Source organism: Candidatus Roseilinea sp. NK_OTU-006, assembly GCF_012931985.1.
Taxonomy (GTDB): domain Bacteria; phylum Chloroflexota; class Anaerolineae; order J036; family Brachytrichaceae; genus JAAFGM01.
The window spans coordinates 144,172-161,118 of the sequence record NZ_JAAFGM010000005.1; the positions used below are offsets into that span (position 1 = coordinate 144,172).

The window sequence follows — 16,947 nt, forward strand, 5'->3', positions numbered from 1 at the left end:
CACGCGCACCCTGTCAAGCAGCGCCCTGGCGCTTATGCTTGCGCGAACGTGTCAATCATCAGCCGGGCGTCGCTCATCGGATACAGGATTGGGCAGGTGCACCCGCGCCGGATGTATTCCTGCACCTTGGCGCGCGCTTCTTCCGGCGTGCCGGTGGCCGAGATGCGCAGCACGAACTCATCTGGCACGAATTGCATCGCTTCGTGCACCTGTTCCTTAGTGGCCGGCCAGCCGAGGATGGACTGTACCCGCTTTACGATGTCGTCGCTCACGCCGCTGGCCTTGGCGATGTGGGGCTGTTGGGCGAGATACTGCGTCAGGAGTTCCTTGGCGTCCTCAATGGCCTTCTTGCGGTCGTGGTTGACGGCGCACACTACCAGTTGCGGTCGGTCGAGATCTTCGGCCCGCCGCCCAACTTTCTTGGCGCCCTTGTCGAGCAGTTCCATGGCGCGATCGTTGTATTCCGGCGGCACGCAATAGTTGAGCACGACGCCGTCGGCGATCTCGCCGGTCAGCTCCATCATCTGATCGCCGGTGGCGCCGATGTAAATCGGCACGTTGCGCGGCTCGCGACGGCCGTGCACCACATCCAGCTCAATGCCTTCCACGTGGTGGAACTCGCCGTGGAAGGTGACGCGCTCCATGCGCAACAAGCGGCGCAGCACTTCGACCGTCTCGCGCATGGCAGTGAGCGGCTTGCGCCGTTCGATGCCGACGTTCTTGGCCAGCGGATCCCACCATGCGCCGATCCCGCAGATGATCCGGTTCGGCGCCAAGTCATCCAGCGTCAGCAACGTTGCAGCCAACAAGCCGATATTGCGCGTCCAGTTGTTAATCACGCCGCTGCCGATCTTGATGCGCTCGGTGACCGCAGCGAAGGCAGCCATTGGCACAATCGCGTCGCGCACCAGGCGCGATTCGGCCTGCCACACGGCCTCGAAACCGCGTTGTTCGGCGTATTGGGCGTACTGCATCCCTTCGCGAATGGGATGGGCGTCTTGCAAATACAGCGCGACGCGCATTCGGGGTGGGGGTGTTGTGCTATTCATACGACGTTGGTGTTAAGCGAAGCGGCGTTGATTGACGAAGATTTTACAAGAGCCTATAATTTCGGCCAGTTGATTGTTGGGGTAGCAGAGGCGAAGCGTTTGCAGCGTAGTCTTGGCTGGCGGAAGCGCGGTGCAAATGCTTCGCCTCTCTTAGTGAGAGGAGGGTGAATGGCCAAGAAAGGTCGAGAGCAGAAGCAAAAGGAAGACGTGATTCAAGTCGAAGGCGAAGTGATCGAGGCGTTGCCGGGCACGATGTTCAAGGTGCAACTGGACAACGGCCATCAGGTGCTCACCACGTTGTCCGGCAAGATGCGCAAGAACTACATTCGCATTTTGCTCGGCGACCGCGTGCGCGTGGAACTTTCGCCGTATGACCTGACGCGCGGGCGCATTGCCTATCGTTTGCGCACCGGCCGGGAGAACGTGCCCGCCTGAAGCCTGCTTCCTTTGCCGCGACGCAGCCTGTTGAGGGGGTCAGGCCCGTTGCGCGTTATCTGTCCTTGCTGCGCCTGGTGCACACCAGGCCTATCCAGTCATTCATCGCTCGCTGCTCTGTGATGGATAACCCCGCCGCCTCGGCTGCGCGCGCCACGTCCGAGGCCTGTGCGTCCAAGATGCCGGAGAAGATGAATCGCGGCGCGCGCGATGCCAGCCCTTCGGCCAACATGCGAATGATCACGCCGGCCAGGATGTTGACCACGACCAGATCGTAAACACCATGGGCGACCTCGTGAGAGCCGTGCGCGATCGTCACGCGGTCGCCTACGCCGTTGGCCAGGACGTTCTCGCGGCCGGCGCGCACGGCTTCATCATCGGTGTCTACGCCCACCACTTCGCGCGCGCCGAGTTTGGCCGCCAAGATCGAGAGGATGCCCGAACCGCTGCCGACATCGAGGACGCGCATGCCGGCTTGGACGTAGTCTTCCATCGCAGCGGCGCACAGTTGGGTGGTGGGGTGCAGGCCGGTGCCGAACGCCATACCGGGATCGAGCGTGATGACCAAGTCGCGATCTGCGCCGTGGTCGGACGGCACGTCGTTTATCCATGACGGGCGGATGAGGATGCGCCGACCGATGCGCAGCGGTTTGAACGATGCCTTCCATGCGTCGGCCCAATCCGATTGGGCGACGATGCGATAGGTCGGCTGGGGCGTGGGACGCACCATGTTCAGGTAGGCGAGCACCTCTTCGACTTTGCGCTTGCGTTCGGCCAGCGTTTCATCGTCGGGTAAATAGGCGCGCACGATGATCGGCCCTTCGGCGCGCTCGTCCTCCCAGCGGCTGGCGATTTCACCGCCCAGGGGGTGCCGGTGGGTCTGCTCCAGAGCCACGCCGCCTTCGACGTAGGGGAAGAGCGCCTCGCTGATTGCCTCGGCTAATTCGGCATCGGCTTCAAGGCTGAGTTCCAGCCAGCGCGGGCTATCGGTCATCGCCATGAGTGTAGCAAAGGCGGTGATGGCATGCTTGAGAGGCGCGCTCGGCTACAATCTTGCAGTATGACGGCGGCGCATCTTTCGGGGCAGTTGATCAACCGCGAATTGAGCTGGCTGGAGTTCAACCGGCGTGTGTTGCAGGAAGCGCAGGACCCCACCCATCCATTGCTTGAGCGCGCCAAGTTCCTGGCCATCTTCGCAACCAACCTGGACGAGTTTTTCATGATTCGCGTCGCCGGGCTGCGCGAGCAGGTGATGGCGGGGATTACTCGGCCAGGGCCGGAGGGGATTCCGCCGGCGCAGACGTTGGCGCTGGTGAACGAGCGCGTGCGCGCGTTGCAAACCGAGCATCTGCGCACTTGGTGCGACGTGATCCAGCCGGCGTTGGCGAATCATGGCGTCTGCGTCCTGGATTGGAACGAGCTGACCGACGCGCAGCGCGCCACGGCGACGGCGTATTTTCACCGCACGGTGTTCCCCATCCTCACGCCGCTGGCCGTGGATCCGGCGCACCCGTTCCCCCACATCAGCAACCTCAGCCTCAGCCTGGCCGTCGTCATTCGAGGCTCGCGCGGTCGGTTGCACTTTGCGCGGGTGAAGGTGCCGCCTTTGCTGCCTCGCTTCTTCCCGCTGAACGATTGCGCCGAGGACGAGCGCTGCGAGCGCTGCTTCGCATGGCTGGATCAGATCATCGCGGCGAACGTCGGTGCGCTCTTCCCGGATATGGACATCGCCGGCACCTATGCCTTCCGCGTGACGCGCGACGCTGACATCGAGATTCAGGAAGACGAAGCCGACGATTTGCGTTCGACCGTCGAGCGCTCGATCAGAGATCGTCGCTTCGGCAGCGTGGTGCGTCTGGAAGTGGTGCACGATATGCCGCAGGAAGTGTGCGACATCCTCACGGAGAACCTCAACCTATCCAGCGACGAGGTCTTTCGGCTGGCCGGCCCATTGGATTTGAGTAGCTTGTGGGAACTGCATCGCTTGCCGCTGCCGGAGTTGAAAGACCCGCCGCTGTCCCCACGTATCCCTAACGATTGGAACAATTCCGAAGACATCTTCGCGCGTATTCGGCGCGGTGATGTGCTGTTGCATCACCCATACGACTCGTTCGCCCCCGTGGTGGAGTTCGTGCGCGCTGCCGCGCGCGATCCCCACGTGCTCGCCATCAAGCAGACGCTGTATCGCGTCGGCTCAAACTCGCCGATCGTCGAGGCGCTGATGGAAGCGGTCACGAACGGCAAGCAGGTCGCCGTGCTGGTGGAACTGAAGGCGCGCTTTGACGAAGAGAACAACATTCAGTGGACGCGCGCGCTGGAAGAAGTGGGCGTGCACGTGGTCTATGGCCTGCCCGGTTACAAAGTGCATGCCAAAGCCTGCATGGTCGTGCGGCGCGATCCCGATGGCGAGATTCGTCGCTACGTCCACTTGAGCACCGGCAACTACAACGCCAGCACCGCGCGCGTCTATACCGATCTCGGCCTGTTCACTTGTGACCCGGAGATCGGTCAGGACGTGGCCGAACTGTTCAACAACCTGACCGGCTACTTCAGACAAAAGTCATATCGCCGGCTGCTGGTCGCGCCGGTGACGCTGCGCAGGCGGATGACCGAGCTGATCGAGCGCGAGATCGCGCATCACTTGCGGCACGGCGGCGGCCACCTGATCTTCAAAGTGAACCAACTCGTGGATCCGGAGATGATTCATCTGCTGTATCGTGCGTCGCAGGCAGGCGTGAAGGTGGACCTGCTCGTGCGCGGTATGTGCTCGCTGCGGCCCGGCGTGCCGAATCTGAGCGAGAATATCCGCGTGGTCAGCATCGTCGGCCGCTTCTTGGAGCACAGCCGGGTGTATTACTTCCGTAACAACGGCGACGAAGAGATCTACTCCGGCAGCGCCGATCTGATGGAACGCAACCTCGACCGGCGCGTCGAAACGGTCTATCCCATCCTCGATCCATCCATCAAGCGCCGGATCAAAGTCGAGATTCTCGACCTGGGCCTGCGCGACAACGTCAAGGCGCGGTTGATGCAGCCGGATGGCACGTATATCTTCGTCAGTCGGGGGCAGGGTGAGCAAGAAATCAATAGCCAGCTCAAGCTGCTGGGCACCGGTTGCGACTGAAGCCGTCCACAGGCAGGCTCGTCTCCTGCAACTTGATCTGCGCGCCGCGCGCCGACCACAGCAAATAGGGCGGGTGGGACTCGAACCCACACGCTGCTCTCGCAGCAGAAGATTTTAAGTCTTCGGCGTCTGCCATTTCGCCACCGCCCCGCTGATGAGCCTGCGACTCACCGTTCGCCACACGGAGTGGCGACGAGAATTCTAGCATTTTGTGCTAAGATATGCCCCCACTGGCGTTGGGTCAATGATAGGGAAAGGTGGCCGAGTGGTTTAAGGCGGCGGTCTTGAAAACCGCTGTGGGGCTTCGCCTCACCGTGAGTTCGAATCTCACCCTTTCCGTCGGAAAGCAGAGGGTCAGAAGTCAGAAGGTCGGACATCCACGATCTGACTTCTGATATCTGACTTCTGATATCTGACTTCTGACAATCTGACCTCTGGGGAGGTGCCGGAGTGGACGAACGGAGCCGCCTGCTAAGCGGTTGTCCGGGTAAAACTGGACCCAGGGTTCGAATCCCTGTCTCCCCGCTCAAAGGGATTGCCCCTGTATCTTCTCGATCGCTCGGCGCACGTTGCCGTGGGCTTCTGCCAGGTGCAGGCGAGCTGCGTCGGGTGAAACCTGTGCCAGGTGCGCCACGATCGCCGTTTTGACCTCGCCATGGCAGCGGGCCAGCAGGTCTGTTGCCGCCTCTGGCGAGAGGCCGCAGGCTTGGGCCACAATGCGCCGGGCGCGCTCGCGCAGCTTGTGGTTGGTGGCTTGCAAGTCCACCATGAGGTTGCCGAAGGTTTTGCCGAGCTTGATCATCACGCCGGTGCTGATGGTGTTCAGCACCATCTTGGTGGCGGTGCCGGCTTTCATGCGGGTGGAGCCGCTGATGACCTCCGGCCCGACCACTGGGGCGATCACGATGTCGGCGGCGCGGTGCAGCGGCGTGTCGGGGTTGCAGGTCAGCCCCAGCGTGAGCGCGCCGCGCGCCCTGGCCTCGGCCAGCGCACCCAACACATAGGGCGTGCGACCGCTGGCGGCGATGCCCATGACGCAATCGCGCGGGCCTACGTTGAGGGCGGAAACATCGGCGCGCCCCTGTTCGGCGTCGTCCTCTGCGCCTTCAATCGAGGCGGTCAAGGCTGCTGGCCCGCCGGCAATCAGCCCCATCACCTGCGTCGGCGGCGCATTGTAGGTTGGGGGCATCTCGCTGGCGTCCAGCACGCCCAGCCGGCCCGAAGTGCCGGCCCCAGCGTAGATCAACCGCCCGCCCTGCTGCATGCGCGCAGCGATGGCGTCAATCGCTTGAGCCATCGCCAGGCGCTGCGTGGCGACCGCTTCGGCCACGCGCCGGTCCTCGGCGTTGATCGCATCCACGATCTCCAGCGTGCTGCGCCGATCAATGTCGCGCGTGGCCGGATTCACCGCTTCGGTCACGGCGTCGGCCGGATGGGGCGGTTTGTCTGGGGCCGTTGGGCGGCCGGGCGTGATGCTGCCGAGCACCACCGGATGCCGCGCACCGGTCGCGGCGGGCAGGTTGCCGGGTCGTCCATGCCAGGTTTCGTAGGCCAGCACGGCGAAGGCGATGGCCTCCTTGGCCTCGGCCGGCATGCCCAGTTCATCCGATAGGCGCACGCGGGCCGGCGCGAGCGCTTGTGACAAGAAGCGCACAAGCGTTGCGTTGCGTGCGCCGCCGCCGGAGACGATCACTTCATCGGGGGGCTGCGGCAGGAAGTCGCGATGCGCCTGGGCGATCGAGGCGGCGGTGAACATGGTGAGGGTAGCGATGATGTCTTCTCCGCTTAGGCCGAGCGCCATGCCGCGCGCCCACACCTGTGCGCCGAAGGGGGCGCCGAACATCTCGCGGCCGGTGGTCTTCGGCGGGCGCTGTGCGAGGTAGGGATGCGCCATCAATTCGGTGAGCAACCCCTCGTGCACGCGCCCGCGCGCGGCAAGCGTTCCGTCGCGGTCGTAGCTTTGTGCGCCTTCGGTCAGCCGCCGCACGGCGTCGTCAATCAGCATGTTGCCGGGGCCGGTGTCGAAGGCGAACGCTTGTGCGGCGTCGTGCTCCTGCGGCGCGCCGGCGCCCGATGTCTTGTGCGCAGGGAGGTAGGTGAAGTTGGCGATGCCGCCGATGTTGAGCGCCGTGCGGGTGAGCGCAGCGTCGCTGAACAGCAGCGCGTCCACGTAGGCCACGAGCGGGGCGCCCTGCCCGCCGGCCGCCATGTCGCGCGCACGAAAGTTGCTGACGACGGGGATGCCGGTGGCTTCGGCGATGACGGCGGCTTCGCCGAGTTGCAATGTTGAGGCGTGCGCGCCGGCCGGGATGTGCCAAAGCGTCTGACCGTGGCTGCCGATGAGCTGGACGTCGCCGGGTTGCAGGCCGGCTTCGGCGATGCAGCGCAGGGCAGCCTCGGCAAACGCGCGACCAATCGCGAAATTCAGCGCGCAGAGTCGGTCCACCGTGCCGGTTTCCGGGCGGAAGCAGGCGAACAGCTCATCGCGCAGCGCAGGTGGGTAGGGCGTCGAACTCAGATGAACGATGCGCCAGCTCAACTGGGGCGGCGCGCCGCTCAGCTCGACCAGGGCGGCGTCAATCCCATCGGCCGACGTGCCGGACATCAGACCGAGGATGAGCATGGGCTGGATTGTAGCCGGCAGCAGCCCGATGCCGTCAGCGCGAGAGATGCTCCGATGCATAGCCAATCCACTTTGCTGCCTTCTGGTCTTCTGATGAAACACATTTGACTTCTGTCGTGACTTTGCTAAATTATTCGCCTAATTTTGGGCTAACAGGATACAGTCTTGCTTGCATGGTTGGGTATGTCATCCGCCGATGTTTGGCGCTGGTCTTCGTCGTCTTTGTCATCTCGGTCATCACGTTCGTCATCATGTATAGCGTGCCTGGTGGGCCATTCGAGGAACGCCAGATGCCCTTGCAAGGCGCCCAGCGTGAGAACATTTTGCGCAAGTACGGTATGACCGGCTCGATATTCGAGCGCTATATCGCTTACGTCGGCAATGCACTCCAGGGTGACTTTGGCTATTCCTTCTTCAGCCCTACTGAGCGAGTGCAGGATTTGATCGCGCGGGTGTGGGGGCCTACGCTTATCTTGGGCGGCATTACGATTGCAATTAGCTTGCCGTTGGGTGTGTGGTTGGGCATTCTAGCGGCGAAGCACAAAGGTTCGTTCTTGGACCTCATTATTAACACCTTCGCCACCTCGATGACGGTGATCCCCGGCTTTGTCATCGCTGTAGCGCTGATCTTAACATTTTCTGCGCGCATTCGGCTGCTCCCTTCGGGAGGCTGGGGAGGCCCGGAGCATCTCGTGCTTCCTGTAATCGCCTATGCCCTTGGGCCGACCGCCACCTTGATTCGCTATATTCGCGGGCTAACGCTCGACGAACTTGGGTTAGATTATGTACGCACGGCGCGGGCCAAAGGGCTGGCCGAGCATTTGATCATCCCCAGGCATGTGTTCAAGAACTTGATGATTCCCCTGGTCACCGTATTCGGCCCGACCATTCCACTCATCTTGACCGGCTCGGTATTTATTGAGACCACCTTTCGCATCCCCGGCCTGGGACAGTATCTGGTCAGTAGCTCGGTCAACCGAGATTATCCAATGGTGATGGCTCTGACCCTAATTATGGCTGTAATTTGGGGCATCACGCTGCTCGTTACTGACATACTCTATGTTAAGTTGGATCCGCGCGTGGAGTTATAAGCATGGCATCTACGGCGTCCGTTGGTAGCGTAATCGGTAAAACGGTTGGGTCACAAATCGCAATATCGGGCGGTGCGTTTGGAGCAGCCTGGCGCCGGCTGAAGCGTAATAAGCCGGCGACCGTCAGCGCCGTCATCGTTATCCTGCTGATCCTGGTTGCGATCTTCGCACCTGTGCTGGCTCCGTATGGCTATGATCAGTCCAACATTCAGGACGCCGGACAGTTTCCCAACGCTAAGCATCTGCTGGGCACCGACCTGCTGGGCCGCGATTTGCTGTCTCGTTTGATCTATGCGACGCGTGCATCATTGTTGGTCGCATTTGCTGTACAGCTTGCGGCACTGCTGGTTGGTGTGCCGTTTGGCTTTTTGGCCGGCTTGAAGCGAGGTGTGGTTGAGAACGTGCTCAACGCGATTGTGATGGTTTTCAATGCTCTGCCAGGCTTTCTATTTGCTTTGTTTTTGGTTACTGCGCTGGGGTCGGGCATTCCCCAGCTCATCTTCGCGCTGATGGTGACTACCTGGATCGGCTACGCGCGCATTATGCGTGCCGAAGTTTTGCGCTTGCGCAACCGCGACTTCGTCCTGGCCGCGCAGGCGCTGGGCGCCGGCTCGTGGCATATCGCCCTGCGTCACCTGTTGCCCAATTCGCTTACCGCGCTCATCATCGCCGTAGCACTGGGCATCCCCGGCACAATCTATGCTGAAGCCGGCTTGAGTTTCCTGGGTTTGGGCATCCGCGACCCGATCCCGAGTTGGGGCAAGATGATTAGCGATGGCATCCCCACGTTGCGCTTGTTTTGGCACTTGATCCTCTTCCCGCTGCTGGCGTTGTCCACCACGACGTTGAGCTTCATGTTCCTGGCCGATGCCCTGCGAGATGCCTTAGATCCTAGCCGCGGCAAACGATAGGTTTTGGTTTTTACCGCGTCGTAGTTCGACATTCGACTATGGCCGAGTAAGAGGAGGTTAACCAAATTATGAGCAAACAAAAGATGACCCGAAGGACGTTTCTGGGACTGGCCGGCATGGGCGTGGCCGCCGGCCTGGCAGCTTGCGCGGCCCCGACAGGCCGGCCGTCGGGGCCGGCGGTGTATGAAGGTCCTGCTACTCCGGCCGTGCCCACCCCAACCACAGCGCCACAAGCGAATGTGCTGGGCAAAGTGCTGCCGCCCGATGCCGCGCCGCTCGATAAACAGGTCATGGTCGTGTTCGGTGGCACACCATATACCCTTGACCGTTTCATCTCCATGTATCAATCCAGCGGCCTCACCTCCCCGTATAGCCTTGGCTTGGTGCGCTTCAACAAGAACTACGATCTGTTGCCCGCTGCCGCCGAAAGCTGGAGCCCAGCAGAGGACGGCAAGAAGTGGATTTTTAAGCTCCGTCGAGGGATCAAGTGGTCCGACGGCAACGAGCTGACAGCGCATGACTATGTAGCCACCTTCCAACTTGGCGCTAGTCCGGAGCACGCCTGGGACTTTGCCTGGTATTACTTGAACCTCAAGAACTGGGGCGAAGCCACTGCCGGCAAAGTGCCGGTCAGCGAGATTGGCGTGAAAGCGCTGGACGACTACACCCTGGAATTTGAGGCCACCACCCCGGCGCCGTATTTGCCGTCGCAGCTCATCTGGTCGGTGCCGTTAAGCAAGGCCGCCTTGGAGAAACACGGCAAGTTTTACAACAACGACGTAGCCACTTCGGTGACGTGCTCGCCGCTCAAACTGACGGAGTGGTCGAAGGACAAGCGTTTTGTGCTGGAGTTGAACGAGAAGTACACCGGCCCGGCGGAGATGATCCCGTGGTACACCAAGTTCGTCAGCGAAGTGCCGGCAGCCATTGACGCTGTCACCGCATTCCAATCCAGCGATGTGCTGTGGATGCGCACCGACGCGACTACCGGGCGCGTAGCCGAGGCCGACCCCTCGCTGGCTGATCAAGTGTATTGGATGTACGGCGACTTCCGCACCTACTTCGTCGGTTTTAACTTTGCCATGAAGCCGTTCGACGATATCCGTGTGCGCCAGGCGTTGAGCATGTGCTTTGATCGCGCGCCGATTGTGCAAGCGGTGGCCGGCCGAGGCGGCGTTCCTGCGTATACCTTCCTGGCTGCTGGTTTCCCTGGCTCGTGGGAGAACTCGCCCGAAGCCAAGACTATCCAGCCGTTCGATGTAGAGAAAGCCAAACAGCTCTTGGCCGAAGCTGGCTATCCCAACGGCCAGGGCTTTCCGAAGCTGGAGATTCCCGTTACCCCCATCGGTGGTCAAACCGCTTCGCTCATCGCCCAGGGGTTTGCTGCTGAAGTCAAGAATCAACTCGGCATTGAAGCCGAAGTGGTCAATCGTGACTGGCGCGTGTTCATCGAGGAAGTGCGTACCAACCGTGCCGCTGCGGTGTGGGTGGACTCATACGGCATGGATTATCTCGATCAATCCAACATGCTCGGCGTCTTCACCTCCAACCGTCTGACCAACTGGAACAACGAAACCTATGACGCTATGTTTAACGAGGCAGCCGCCTACGCCGGTCCCAAGGAGGAGCGCGACGCCAAGTTCTACGAGGCCGAGAAGATGGTCCTGTCGCAGTTCGTCATCTGCCCGCTGTATCACGAGCGCATTCCTTACCTCATCAAACCGCAGGTGACCGGCCCAGGCATGGAGCCGGACAAGATCGGCGTGCGCGGATCACACTGGCCAGACGATTACGGACTCGGCGAATTTTGGTTCACCACCTACATCAAGAATATGTGATACGCCTGTTGCACTTAGCCTGTTCCTGATGAAGGCGCGGTCATGGGTAATCCCATGACCGCGTCATCTTTTTTATCCGTGCCGCGGCACGCTGCGTTCGTAGGTTGTGTGCGCCGGATGGTCTCACGTCCCTATGACCCGGGTATAAATGTGCGCTGTGGTCATCACCGGTTTACATCGCCTGGTCAACGAAAAGGGCGGCATGTTGCGCGGCAAGCGCGTTGGCCTGGTCACGCATGCCGCCGCGGTGACGCCTGACCTGCAAGCTGCGCCCGATGCGCTGGTCGAGTCTGGCGTTGCGCTCAGGGCGCTCTTCGCGCCAGAGCACGGCCTGGAGAGCGCTGAAGCCGACGCCGACCCGGTCGCCCACAGCGTACATCCCCGCTTCAGCATCCCGATATACAGCTTATACGGTGAGACGCGCCGCCCGACGCCGGCCATGTTGAACGATCTGGATGTGCTGGTGTTCGACATGCAGGATGTGGGCGCGCGCTTTTACACGTATCTGAGCACGCTCTTCCACGTGCTGACCGCCGCCGGGGAATTCGGGTTGCCGGTGATCGTGTTGGACCGGCCTAACCCGATCAACGGTCTCGCCATCGAAGGCCCGTTGCTCGAACCGGGCTTTGAGTCGTTCGTCGGCGTCGCTCCGTTGCCGGTGCGTCACGGCATGACGATGGGCGAGTTGGCGCGCTGGCTGAATGCGGAGTGCAACCTGCGCGCCGACCTGACTGTAATACCGATGGAAGGCTGGCGGCGGGCGATGTGGTTCGACGATACCGGTTTGCCTTGGGCGCCCCCATCGCCGGCCATGCCGCATGTGAGCACCGCGACGGTCTATCCGGGCGCTTGCCTGGTGGAAGGCACCACGCTTTCCGAAGGGCGCGGCACCGCCCTGCCGTTTGAGCTGATCGGCGCGCCGTGGTTGGATGCCTACGGCCTGGCGCGGTCGCTGAACGCGCTCGGCCTGTCGGGGGTGCGCTTCCGGCCTGCGCAGTTCATCCCCAGCGCCGGCAAGCACGCCGGCCGGTTGTGTCAGGGTGTTCAGGTGCATGTCGTGGATCGCGAGGCGCTTCAGCCGGTGCGGATGGGCCTGCACCTCGTCGCGGCGTGTCGGACGATGGCGCCGGGCGATTTCGCGTTTTTGCCGGCGAGCTGGGAGGGCCGTGCGCCGCATTTTGATTTGCTGATGGGGACCAGTGCGCCGCGCGCCGGCCTGGAGGCCGGCGCCTCGGTTGCAGAGATCGTTGCGCTGTGGCGCGCGTCAGAGCAGGAATTTCACCGGCAACGCGCGTTTGCCCTGCTGTATGCATAAGGCTTGACCAGGGCTGGGGGTAGGCTACAATACCAACTGGTCATGACATCATGAACACCTGGCAATCCGTCCCCAGCTTGGATAAGCGTGATCCCACGCCGTTGTATTGCCAGCTCAAGGAGGTGATTCTGTCGCAGATCGATTCTGGCGCATGGTCGCCGGGGATGCAGTTGCCCTCGGAGCGAGAATTGTGCGAGCGCTTTGGCATCAGCCGCATTACCGTGCGCCAGGCGCTGGCGGAGCTAGAGATGGAGGGCCGCTTGGTGCGCGATCAGGGCCGCGGCACGTTTGTCGCGCCGCCGCGCATCGCGCAACATTTAACGCGCTTGACCGGCTTCACGCAAGACATGCAAGAGCGCGGCAAGACGGCCGGCTCGGTGGTGTTGCAGTTGACGGTGACGCGCGCCACGGCGGCGGTGGCCCATCGCTTGCGCTTGGACGCCCGTCATCGGCAGGTGATCCTATTGCAACGCTTGCGCACCGCCAACGGCGAGCCGATGGCGGTTGAGACTGCCCACTTGAGCGCGACGCTATGCCGGGATATTCTGTGCGAAGACCTGACCAACCAATCCCTGTACCATTTGCTCTCTCAAAAGTATGGGGTGATCCCCACACGGGCTGAACAGCAGTTGGAGGCGGTTGCCTGTCCGCTTGAGGCAGCGAAGGTGCTGGGCGTGCGCGTCGGCAGCCCGGTGCTGCACCTCTATCGCACGACATACTCGCAACACGGCTGTCCGTTCGAGACCGTGGAATCGTACTACCGCGGAGATAAATACGTGTTCTACGCTGAGTTGAGCCTGGCGGCTGAACCCAGCGGTTGAATTCACCATGACGAGGAGGAGTGTGAAATCCATGAACAAGCGCGTTTCAATCTTGATCCGCATGGCCGGCGCAATGAGCGTGCTGTTGAGCGCCTGCGCCGCCCCGGTTGCCCCTACAGCGCCGGCGGCGCCCCAAGCCCCTGCCGCGACCGAGGCCTCGGCGCCGGCTGCTACCCAAGCGCCTGCCGCGCCCCAGGCGCCGGCTGCTACCCCTAAAGGCGGCTTGCGCAAGAGCAACAGCGGCTACAAAGGCACGCTGAACTTGTGGGTGTTGGGCTACACGCCGGGCAATCAATTCGCCAACCCCTTCGACCTGGCCATCGCCCAGTTTGAGGCCGACAACCCCGACATCAACGTCGAGATCACCGGCTACCCGCCCAACGACGAAGGGTTCACCAAGCTCACCACCGCATTGCAGAGCGGCCAGGGCATTGACGTGCTGCGCCTGCCGTCCGACCGCCTGCCGGCTTTCGTCAAAGACGACCTGATCGCGCCGATTGACGACTATCTCACCGACGCCGACAAAGCCGATATCCTGCCCAATACGCTCGATGCCGTCCGGCTCAAAGATGGCAAAGCATACGCATGGCCGTTGTGGGTGGTGCCGATGGGCATCTATCTGAATCTGGACGTGTTCCAGGAAGCGGGCGTGCCGCTGCCGCCGAAAGACTGGACATGGGATCAATTCGTCGAGACTGCCAAGAAGCTCACCTTCCAGCGCGCCAACGGCGAACAGGTGTATGGCTTCAGCGGCTTCATTGACCCAGGCGTGATCAACACCTGGGGGCTGTGGATGAACGAGGACCCCAGCGTGCGCCCCATCGTGGACGGCAAATTCGGCTTTGACAGCGACAAGGCTGCGGCCGGCCTGAAACGCTTTGCCGAGTTGGCGTTGGTACACAAGGTGACGCCGCCCGACTTCGGTTCGCAAAAAGACGCAGACGTGAAAGGCGGCTTCAAGAATAAGCAATACGGCATGATCGTGGACGCCACCGGCTTCAGCCCACAACTCAAGGCCGACAAGATCAACTTCGCGATCTACCCGCTGCCCAGTGTGAACGGCAACCGGCTGACGGTGGGGGCGATCGGTGTGATTGCTGTGGCAGCGACGAGCGACAAGGTGAAGGAGCAGGCGGCGATGGACCTGGCGCGCTATCTGACCAGCGCCGAGGTGCAAGAGGACGTGCCGCCCAGCGAGACCGCCGCCACCGGCTTTTACCTGGCCCCCGCTGCGCGGCGGTCGGTGAAGGTCGCGCCGCCCTTGGATCAGTTCGTGCCGATGCTGGACTACATGTGGATCACCCCGCTCACGCCGGCATGGCCGAAGCTCACCCGGCTGTTCCATCCCGAATATCAGAACATCGTGTTCGGCAAGGCCGACCCGCGCGAGGCCATGGCCAAGATTGCGCCAGAAGCCAACGCGCTGATCGCCGAACAATGATCGCCGAACGATAGAGGGGTGGGGGAGGGCTGCGGCATGCGCTGCGCCCCTCCCCACACCGTCATAGTTGGATCAGCCCATGACTGGCCTGCGTCGTTTCATTCGTCGGCACGGTTGGAGCTATGCCTTCATCCTGCCCAGCTTGCTCACGTTTACCGTGTTCGTGCTGGCGCCGGTGGTGTGGGCGCTCGTCATCTCGTTCCAAGAATACAGCCTGGTGCGCGGCGGCCGCTGGATGACGCCGTTCTACAAGAACTACCTGACCGCCTTCACGCAATTCGGGGGTGTGTTCGTCAGCGCCATCCGGAACACGCTGATCTACACGGTGTTCACCGTGACCTCGAACATTCTGGTGGGGTTGGTGCTGGCCAGCCTGATCCAGCCGCTGAGCCACCGGTTGCGCACCTTCTTTCGGGCGGCCTATTACCTGCCGGCGGTGACCAGCGCGCTGATCATCGGGCTGACTTGGGCCTACATTTTTAACGCGCAGTGGGGCTTTGCCAACTATGTGCTGCGCTGGGTGGGCCTGCCGCCGGTGCGCTGGCTCTCCGACCCGGACATCGCGCTGGGCAGTGTAACGCTCTCGGCGGTGCTCACCGTGCCGGCGACGGCCGTGGTGCTGTTCAGCGCTGCGATGGGCAGCATCCCGCGCGAGTACTACGAGGCCGCCGAGCTGGACGGCGCCGGCCCAATTCAACGATGGTGGCACATCACCGTGCCGCTCATCAAATCCACCACGCTCTATTTGGTGGTGATCTACACCATCGCCAGCTTCGAGGTCTTCGAGCGCATCTACGTGATGGTGCCCAGCGGCGTCGGCAACAGCACGCAAACCATCGTGACCCAGATTTACAACAACGGCTTCAAAGATTTGAACTTCGGCGTGGCCTCGGCCCAGGCGTTTGTGTTGTTTGTGATGATCGCTGCGGTGGCCGTTGTCCAGTTTCGATTGTTGCGCAGCGATGTGGAGTATTAGCTGCGCGACGCGCGTAGGACGGCGTTCTGATGATTGAACCCATCGGTCACGTGCGCGCCGGCGTTCGCCCGGCGCAGCGCCGGCGCAGACTGCACTGGTCGGCGATATGGGGCAAGTGGGCGGCCGTGGCGGTCCTTGTGGTCACCGCTGTCGTCGCCCTGTTCCCGATGTATTGGCTGTTTGCCAATGCGTTCACGCCGATTTCGGGCACGCCGCCGCTTACCCCGATCCTCGTCCCCGCCTTTCGGTTGGATAACTTTGCGCGTTTGCTGGGCGGGACCAAGTATTACGCAAATTGGATGCTCAACAGCTTGGTCGTGGCGTTGGCGATCACGGCTTGGCACGTGATCTTCGACACCATGGCCGGCTATGCTTTCGCCAAGCGGCGCTTCCCGGGGCGCAACCTTTTATTTTGGGTGTTGCTCAGCACGTTGATGATCCCCGTTCATGTGACGCTGATTCCCTTGTATCTCATCACGCGCCGCATAGGCCTGGTGGATACGCTGGGCGGGGTGATCTTGCCCGGCACGGCGGTGGTGTTTGGCATCTTCCTCATGCGCCAGTACATTCAGACGCTGCCCTCGGAGTTGGAGGAAGCGGCGCGCGTGGACGGCGCCGGCGAGCTGCGCATCTTTTGGGAGATCATTCTGCCGTTGTGTAAGCCGGCAGTGGCCTCGCTGGCCATTTTTACCTTTGTGCGCTTTTGGAATGATTTTTTGTGGCCGTTGATCGTGCTGAATACACCGCAAAATTACACCCTAACCGTCGGCGTCGCCAATCTGCAGGGCGAGTTCATGACGGACTGGGGGGTGATTTTCTCCGGCGCGGCGCTGGCGGCCTTGCCGACGATCGTGTTCTTCCTGGCGTTTCAGAGGTATTTTCTAGAGGGCGTGCGCATGGGGGCGATCAAAGGATAAGGGAAAAAAGCATGACTGCGCGTAGCGCTGATTTGCTAACGTATAGTGAGGTAAAATAGTGGCGTTACTGAAAAGCCAGGGGATCAGGTCTATCTCAGACCTTGGAGTCCCCCCGTCGTTCATCCCCCCTGTGAACGACAACCCACCACCGAGGTCGAGCGCTGGGCTTGGTCCCCTGGTCTTTCAGTAAGAGCCTATCTCTAAACCTCGCATTTGCGCCAACAGATGATGGCGCAGGCGAAAAACAGCAGGGACAGATAATTGCTCGCCTTCTTCTCCCAGCGAATCAGCAACCGACGAAAGCGATTGAGCCATGAATGAGTCACTTCGACCACCCAGCGGCGCGACTTGCGTCGGCCCGGCTTGCGCTGGCGTTTTTTTGGGCGTTCTCCTTGTCCGGCACATG

The 16,947-nt window shown here is 61.8% G+C and carries 14 protein-coding genes and 3 tRNA genes; 12 read left to right on the top strand and 5 right to left on the bottom strand.

The annotated features are described in order from the left end of the window. Nucleotides 1–32: 32 nt before the first annotated feature. Nucleotides 33–1,049: an LLM class flavin-dependent oxidoreductase gene (locus GXH28_RS04980; RefSeq protein WP_169237913.1), complete on the bottom strand. Its 1,017-nt coding sequence runs from the start codon at nt 1,047–1,049 to the stop codon at nt 33–35. 168 nt (nt 1,050–1,217) lie between these two features. Between GXH28_RS04980 and infA the strand changes: the two genes are divergently transcribed. Then, nucleotides 1,218–1,484, top strand: a complete 267-nt coding sequence (gene infA, locus GXH28_RS04985) for a translation initiation factor IF-1 (protein ID WP_169237914.1) — start codon at nt 1,218–1,220, stop codon at nt 1,482–1,484. A 55-nt stretch (nt 1,485–1,539) separates the two neighbouring features. Here infA and prmA read toward each other — a convergent pair whose 3' ends face one another. Next, nucleotides 1,540–2,484: a 50S ribosomal protein L11 methyltransferase gene (gene prmA, locus GXH28_RS04990; RefSeq protein ID WP_169237915.1), complete on the bottom strand. Its 945-nt coding sequence runs from the start codon at nt 2,482–2,484 to the stop codon at nt 1,540–1,542. Between the two features lie 60 nt (nt 2,485–2,544). Here prmA and ppk1 point away from each other — a divergent pair, with 60 nt between their 5' ends. Further along, entirely contained in the window at nt 2,545–4,608 is a 2,064-nt protein-coding gene (gene ppk1, locus GXH28_RS04995) for a polyphosphate kinase 1 (RefSeq protein WP_240550190.1), read from the top strand. 65 nt (nt 4,609–4,673) lie between these two features. Here the strand turns inward: ppk1 and GXH28_RS05000 are convergent. After that, nucleotides 4,674–4,758, bottom strand: a tRNA-Leu gene (locus tag GXH28_RS05000). A 101-nt stretch (nt 4,759–4,859) separates the two neighbouring features. Here GXH28_RS05000 and GXH28_RS05005 point away from each other — a divergent pair. Together GXH28_RS05005 and GXH28_RS05010 are read left to right on the top strand one after the other, a co-directional pair. After that, a tRNA-Ser gene (locus GXH28_RS05005) sits at nt 4,860–4,947 on the top strand. A gap of 97 nt (nt 4,948–5,044) precedes the next feature. Further along, nucleotides 5,045–5,133: transfer RNA gene (locus GXH28_RS05010), tRNA-Ser, on the top strand. Nucleotide 5,134: 1 nt separating this feature from the next. On the opposite strand, the gene GXH28_RS16230 is transcribed toward GXH28_RS05010, so the two are convergent. Then, entirely contained in the window at nt 5,135–7,231 is a 2,097-nt protein-coding gene (locus GXH28_RS16230) for an anhydro-N-acetylmuramic acid kinase (RefSeq protein ID WP_240550191.1), read from the bottom strand. A gap of 173 nt (nt 7,232–7,404) precedes the next feature. On the opposite strand from GXH28_RS16230, the gene GXH28_RS05025 reads away from it, so the two are divergent. From GXH28_RS05025 to GXH28_RS05060, 8 genes are all read left to right on the top strand, one after another. Further along, entirely contained in the window at nt 7,405–8,322 is a 918-nt protein-coding gene (locus tag GXH28_RS05025; RefSeq protein ID WP_255464523.1) for an ABC transporter permease, read from the top strand. A gap of 2 nt (nt 8,323–8,324) precedes the next feature. After that, the gene (locus GXH28_RS05030; RefSeq protein ID WP_169237918.1) at nt 8,325–9,233 is read left to right on the top strand and encodes an ABC transporter permease; all 909 of its coding nucleotides are present in this window, start codon (nt 8,325–8,327) and stop codon (nt 9,231–9,233) included. Between the two features lie 83 nt (nt 9,234–9,316). Beyond that, complete coding sequence (locus GXH28_RS05035; protein ID WP_169237919.1) at nt 9,317–11,071, top strand: peptide ABC transporter substrate-binding protein; 1,755 nt, start codon at nt 9,317–9,319, stop codon at nt 11,069–11,071. A gap of 157 nt (nt 11,072–11,228) precedes the next feature. Further along, entirely contained in the window at nt 11,229–12,386 is a 1,158-nt protein-coding gene (locus tag GXH28_RS05040; RefSeq protein WP_169237920.1) for an exo-beta-N-acetylmuramidase NamZ domain-containing protein, read from the top strand. A 50-nt stretch (nt 12,387–12,436) separates the two neighbouring features. Next, nucleotides 12,437–13,207, top strand: coding sequence for a GntR family transcriptional regulator (locus GXH28_RS05045; protein ID WP_240550192.1), 771 nt, complete (start codon nt 12,437–12,439; stop codon nt 13,205–13,207). 31 nt (nt 13,208–13,238) lie between these two features. Further along, a complete protein-coding gene (locus GXH28_RS05050) occupies nt 13,239–14,648 on the top strand; it encodes an ABC transporter substrate-binding protein (protein ID WP_169237921.1) in 1,410 nt (469 codons plus the stop codon). A gap of 79 nt (nt 14,649–14,727) precedes the next feature. Continuing rightward, on the top strand, nt 14,728–15,624 hold the full coding sequence (locus GXH28_RS05055) for a carbohydrate ABC transporter permease (protein WP_169237922.1): 897 nt from the start codon (nt 14,728–14,730) through the stop codon (nt 15,622–15,624). Between the two features lie 29 nt (nt 15,625–15,653). Further along, on the top strand, nt 15,654–16,541 hold the full coding sequence (locus GXH28_RS05060; RefSeq protein WP_169237923.1) for a carbohydrate ABC transporter permease: 888 nt from the start codon (nt 15,654–15,656) through the stop codon (nt 16,539–16,541). Nucleotides 16,542–16,741: 200 nt separating this feature from the next. On the opposite strand, the gene GXH28_RS05065 is transcribed toward GXH28_RS05060, so the two are convergent. Beyond that, nucleotides 16,742–16,947 (bottom strand): transposase (locus GXH28_RS05065; protein WP_169237924.1); only part of this gene is annotated, 206 nt, incomplete at its 5' end.

What these genes read in the sequence shown, in the direction of transcription:
- GXH28_RS04980 (WP_169237913.1), bottom strand. Translation starts at nt 1,049, where the DNA reads ATGAATAGCACAACACCCCCACCCCGAATGCGCGTCGCGCTGTATTTG.
- infA (WP_169237914.1), top strand. Translation starts at nt 1,218, where the DNA reads ATGGCCAAGAAAGGTCGAGAGCAGAAGCAAAAGGAAGACGTGATTCAA.
- prmA (WP_169237915.1), bottom strand. Translation starts at nt 2,484, where the DNA reads ATGGCGATGACCGATAGCCCGCGCTGGCTGGAACTCAGCCTTGAAGCC.
- ppk1 (WP_240550190.1), top strand. Translation starts at nt 2,545, where the DNA reads ATGACGGCGGCGCATCTTTCGGGGCAGTTGATCAACCGCGAATTGAGC.
- GXH28_RS16230 (WP_240550191.1), bottom strand. Translation starts at nt 7,231, where the DNA reads ATGCTCATCCTCGGTCTGATGTCCGGCACGTCGGCCGATGGGATTGAC.
- GXH28_RS05025 (WP_255464523.1), top strand. Translation starts at nt 7,405, where the DNA reads ATGGTTGGGTATGTCATCCGCCGATGTTTGGCGCTGGTCTTCGTCGTC.
- GXH28_RS05030 (WP_169237918.1), top strand. Translation starts at nt 8,325, where the DNA reads ATGGCATCTACGGCGTCCGTTGGTAGCGTAATCGGTAAAACGGTTGGG.
- GXH28_RS05035 (WP_169237919.1), top strand. Translation starts at nt 9,317, where the DNA reads ATGACCCGAAGGACGTTTCTGGGACTGGCCGGCATGGGCGTGGCCGCC.
- GXH28_RS05045 (WP_240550192.1), top strand. Translation starts at nt 12,437, where the DNA reads ATGAACACCTGGCAATCCGTCCCCAGCTTGGATAAGCGTGATCCCACG.
- GXH28_RS05050 (WP_169237921.1), top strand. Translation starts at nt 13,239, where the DNA reads ATGAACAAGCGCGTTTCAATCTTGATCCGCATGGCCGGCGCAATGAGC.
- GXH28_RS05055 (WP_169237922.1), top strand. Translation starts at nt 14,728, where the DNA reads ATGACTGGCCTGCGTCGTTTCATTCGTCGGCACGGTTGGAGCTATGCC.
- GXH28_RS05060 (WP_169237923.1), top strand. Translation starts at nt 15,654, where the DNA reads ATGATTGAACCCATCGGTCACGTGCGCGCCGGCGTTCGCCCGGCGCAG.